This is a genomic window from Flavobacterium enshiense DK69, from assembly GCF_000498495.1.
Lineage (GTDB): Bacteria > Bacteroidota > Bacteroidia > Flavobacteriales > Flavobacteriaceae > Flavobacterium > Flavobacterium enshiense.
The window spans coordinates 1-2071 of record NZ_AVCS01000023.1; the positions used below are offsets into that span (position 1 = coordinate 1).

The 2071-nt window shown below is 49.4% G+C and carries 1 protein-coding gene; it reads right to left on the reverse strand.

What is annotated here, in order from left to right; all coding sequences use genetic code 11:
- A partial coding sequence (locus FEDK69T_RS15960; protein WP_035656414.1) for a beta strand repeat-containing protein occupies positions 1 to 2071 on the reverse strand: 2071 nt, incomplete at both ends.

Consider the following 2071-nt stretch of genomic DNA (forward strand, 5'->3'; position numbering starts at 1 on the left):
CCGCCTGTTCCTGTTAATCTCGTCCAGGTTCCGCCTGTTTGCTCTCCGGTGATTAACCCGAATAAGTCAATCGATGCCGTGCTGGAATCACAAATCGTTGTGGCTCCGTCGGTTCCTGCATTTGGCTGTGGATTGATATTGACCGTAGCCACACTCACATCGTTAATACATGGGGCGATTGCTGTTAAACTGTATTGGAACGTACTGGTTGTTGTGCCTGGTGCGGGTACAAAGGTTCCTGTTGCCGCATTGAACGTTCCACCTGTCCCTGTTAATCTCGTCCATGTTCCGCCTGCTTGCTCTCCGGTGATTAAACCGAATAAATCAATCGATGCTGTGCTGGAATCACAAATCGTTGTGGCTCCGTCGGTTCCTGCATTTGGTTGTGGATTGATATTGATCGTCGCCACGCTCACATCGTTAATACATGGGGCGATTGCTGTTAAACTGTATTGGAAAGTACTGGTCGTTGTGCCTGCTGCCGGTACAAAGGTTCCTGCTGCCGCGTTGAACGTTCCGCCGGTTCCTGATAATCTGGTCCAGGTTCCGCCTGTTTGCTCCCCGGTGATTAAACCGAATAAGTCAATCGATGCTGTGTTGGAATCACAAATCGTTGTGGTTCCGTCGGTTCCTGCATTTGGTTGCGCGTTGATATTGATCGTAGCCACACTCACATCATTAATACATGGTGCGATTGCTGTTAAACTGTATTGGAACGTACTGGTTGTTGCACCTGGTGCCGGTACATAAGTTCCTGCCAACGCGTTGAACGTTCCGCCTGTCCCTGTTAATCTTGTCCAAGTTCCGCCTGCCTGCTCTCCGGTGATTAAGCTGAATAAGTCAATCGATGCTGTACTAGAATCACAAATCGTTGTGGCTCCGTCGACTCCTGCATTTGGTTGTGGATTGATATTGATCGTAGCCACACTCACATCATCAACACATGGGGCGATCGCTGTTAAACTGTATTGGAAGGTGCTGGTAGTCGTACCCGGTGCAGGCACAAAGGTTCCTGCTGCCGCGTTGAACGTTCCGCCTGTTCCTGTTAATCTGGTCCAGGTTCCGCCCGCCTGCTCTCCGGTGATTAAACCGAATAAGTTAATCGATGCTGTGTTGGAATCACAAATCGTTGTGGCTCCGTCGGTTCCTGCATTTGGCTGTGGATTGATATTGACCGTCGCCACACTCACATCATTAACACATGGAGCGGTTCCTGTCATAAAGTATTGGAAAGTACTGCTTGTTGTGCCCGGTGCCGGTACAAAGGTTCCTGCTGCCACATTGAACGTTCCGCCTGTTCCTGTTAATCTGGTCCAGGTACCGCCTGTTTGCTCTCCGGTGATTAAACCGAATAAGTCAATCGATGCTGTGTTGGAATCACAAATCGTTGTGGCTCCGTCGGCTCCTGCAATATGTTGTGGATTGATATTGATCGTAGCCACACTCACATCGTCAATACATGGGGCAATTGCTGTTAAACTGTATTGGAACGTACTGGTTGTTGTGCCTGTTGCCGCTACGAATGTACCTGTCGCCGCATTGAATGTTCCGCCCGTTCCTGTTAATCTGGTCCAGGTTCCGCCCGCTTGCTCTCCGGTGATTAAACCGAATAAGTCAATCGATGATGTATTGGAATCACAAATCGTTGTGGCTCCGTCGGTTCCTGCATTTGGCTGTGCATTGATATTGATCGTAGCCACACTCACATCATCAACACATGGAGTGATTGCTGTTAAACTGTATTGGAATGTACTGGTTGTCGTGCCTGGTGCCGCTACAAAGGTTCCTGCTGCCGCGTTGAACGTTCCGCCTGTTCCTGTTAATCTGGTCCAGGTTCCGCCTGCCTGCTCTCCGGTGATTAAGCTGAATAAGTCAATCGATGCCGTACTGGAATCACAAATCGTTGTGGCTCCGTCGGCTCCTGCATTTGGCTGTGGATTGATATTGATCGTAGCCACACTCACATCGTTAACACATGGAGCAGTTCCTGTCATAAAGTATTGGAAAGTACTGCTCGTTGAACCTGGTGCCGGTACATAAGTTCCTGCCAACGCGTTGAATGTTCCGCCTG